Source organism: Actinomycetota bacterium, from assembly GCA_030684515.1.
Taxonomy (GTDB): Bacteria; Actinomycetota; Actinomycetes; order S36-B12; family S36-B12; genus UBA11398.
In genome coordinates this window covers 1-2247 of sequence record JAUXVJ010000003.1, presented here as the reverse complement: position 1 = coordinate 2247, position 2247 = coordinate 1, and the positions used below count along the sequence as shown (strand labels likewise).

4 protein-coding genes are annotated in these 2247 nt (G+C 62.0%); 2 read left to right on the top strand and 2 right to left on the bottom strand.

Annotated features, from left to right (window positions below):
* Both Q8M73_01675 and Q8M73_01670 read left to right on the top strand, forming a co-directional pair.
* Window positions 1-186 (top strand): hypothetical protein (locus Q8M73_01675; GenBank protein ID MDP2287261.1); only part of this gene is annotated, 186 nt, incomplete at its 5' end.
* Between the two features lie 94 nt (window positions 187-280).
* Complete coding sequence (locus tag Q8M73_01670; GenBank protein MDP2287260.1) at window positions 281-1258, top strand: hypothetical protein; 978 nt, start codon at window positions 281-283, stop codon at window positions 1256-1258.
* Between the two features lie 12 nt (window positions 1259-1270).
* Here the strand turns inward: Q8M73_01670 and Q8M73_01665 are convergent, their stop codons facing one another.
* Complete coding sequence (locus tag Q8M73_01665) at window positions 1271-1744, bottom strand: hypothetical protein (GenBank protein ID MDP2287259.1); 474 nt, start codon at window positions 1742-1744, stop codon at window positions 1271-1273.
* Between the two features lie 159 nt (window positions 1745-1903).
* Window positions 1904-2247 (bottom strand): TraM recognition domain-containing protein (locus Q8M73_01660; protein ID MDP2287258.1); only part of this gene is annotated, 344 nt, incomplete at its 5' end.

Sequence of the window (2247 nt, the reverse complement as noted above, 5' to 3'; positions counted from 1 at the left end):
GACGGAGAGCAAGCCGCCGCCCTGATGGCTGCCGGGCCCGATGCTCGTCGCGACGCCGTCATCTCCATGACTGCCGAGCGCATGTCCCAACGCGGATTCAAGGAGCAGCCCACCGCGCACGCAGCCCTGCGGCGTGCCCTTCCGCTGAGCCCGCGCCCCGACCAAGGCTTGGGAATGGCGGGATGATGCCAAGCAGTTCAGTCATTCAGCGTCTGGTCCTGTCATACGTCGGTGGTACTCATGACTTGTTGGCTGGGGTCGGCAGAAGTGGGGAATCGGCATGAACACGCAAGCACAGGACTTGGCTCGGATCGAGAACGATTCACTAATGATGGGACCCATACGCATCACTTTCGAGCGGACCCTTCGCATCCCAGAGGAAGGGCTGCATCCGCTGCCGCCGGGCCTGGGAGCCTTCCCGTTGCGCCTTGTCCAGGACTACCCCAGCACCGTCCCGCGATCATGGTTGGAGCGTGGCGGCGTCATGCTGCCGGTGTACCAGCGAGAGGCGATGTGGCTTTACTTCGATGCGGATGAACCAGCGGCCTTGCAGGTGGGCATCGGCAAGGTCTGTGCTGTTAGTGGGATCGCTTGGAATGAGCAATTCTCAAGTGACCCACAAAACTACCTGGCGTTGCCCGAACAGCCCTGGCTGGATGGGATCAACTCAGGAGAGGGCTTCATCCGTCAATTTGTCGCCGTACCGCTGGGTCTGGGCGCGACAGTAGAGGGCCAAGTCACCGGCGTGGAAGAGCACGGCGGCGTGCAGTTGCGTTCCGTGGAACTCACCGCGCAGGCATTGCGCAAGTGGCGATCAAGTCACAGACGTAACTCCAGAATGCTGGGGAGTTCAGAAGGCATCGTGTTCTGCGCTGCGCCGGATATGGGTCTGGGTGCAGGTGGGCGCATGGAACAGGAGGTCTACGCCGACGAGCGATCGCTGGATGACTACGAACCTTCGAGTTCCCAGCGCGTCTTTGTCCATCTGTGCTCAGCAGCCCAATGGACCGCCATCACCGGTGAAGTTCCACCGCCGACTCCAGTGGATCGGGAAGCGTACGTGCAGGCAGGGTTGCCATGGTTTGACTACTACGACGCCGATGCCAACGACTTGCCCGCTTCCTCGATCCTGTCCAACGTGAAGTCTGTGGGAACCAAGCTGGGTGACCAACAGCAGCCGTTCACTCCCGTCCACCCAGGCGATGTCTTCACTCTCAAGGACCCGCACGACAAGAACGTGTCGGACGGAACCTGGTAACTGCCCGCCCAGTTAGTCGGGAAGGTCGAGCACAAGCGGCGTTATCGGTTGATGCTCGTGCCTGCACCTACCGCGGTACGTCACGTCCAGGCGTTGCTTCAGTTGGAAGGTGTGCTCCTGGAACTCCATCTGGCTTGAGATCGGTGCCTTGGGATCACGGACATGGGATTGCCAAAGTCCCCACCATGCGGTGAGTTCTTCGATGATGTCGAAGTGCAGCCACCAGCACTTGTGCGGAATCTGGTCGGTTGTGAAGCCCCAGTGGGGCAACGCCCACACCAGGAAGTCGCACAGCGCGCCCCAGGTTTCCTCGAAATGGTCGTCTTGCATCTCGTGCCAGTCGACGGGCCCTTCAGGTGCGGAAGGATCCCCTTCTCCCGGGCGCTTGTGGCCCAGGTGCCACGCCTCCTGCTTGAGCGCACTCTTGATTCGAGCGCTGTGCACGTGGGTCTTGGCCTTGTCTTCCAGGCTGGATGTCTCGGTCATGCAGCTACCCGCCGGACATACGTGCTTGTGCGAGCCGCCCCAGATGCCAAGCACTACAGCGCTCGCACTGATAGGCGCGACGATGGGTACCGGGGTAGCGACGGGCGAACGCGCGGGCGGCAGCCCGGGTGGCGTGACGGCGCTTGCCAGTTGGACAGTTCATCGCGTTTCCACGGTGGCACTTCGTAGAAGTTCACGTTCGAGGGCAGCCTGCTGCCGCGCGATGAGCGATCCATCGGGTCGCTCCGTCCATCGACGCATGCGTAGGGGGAAGGGATGCGCTTGTGACAGCAACATGACGGCAGAGCCGAACGGGATTGAGCGGATCGCATCGGGGGGAAGGATCGGCACCTTGCGCAGGGAGCTGCTGCTGGTCGCACCGGAGTCGATGGCCAGAGCATGTGCGGATCGACTGGTGGTGGTGAACCAGTCGTCGCGTTCGCCGATGAGTTCGGAGAGGTCGCGAAGGTCGTCGGCGTCATCTGTGCCGCCGAGGATGAGTT

Coding starts and splice junctions, on each gene's coding strand:
- Q8M73_01670 (MDP2287260.1), top strand. CDS start 281: ATGAACACGCAAGCACAGGACTTGGCTCGGATCGAGAACGATTCACTA.
- Q8M73_01665 (MDP2287259.1), bottom strand. CDS start 1,744: ATGACCGAGACATCCAGCCTGGAAGACAAGGCCAAGACCCACGTGCAC.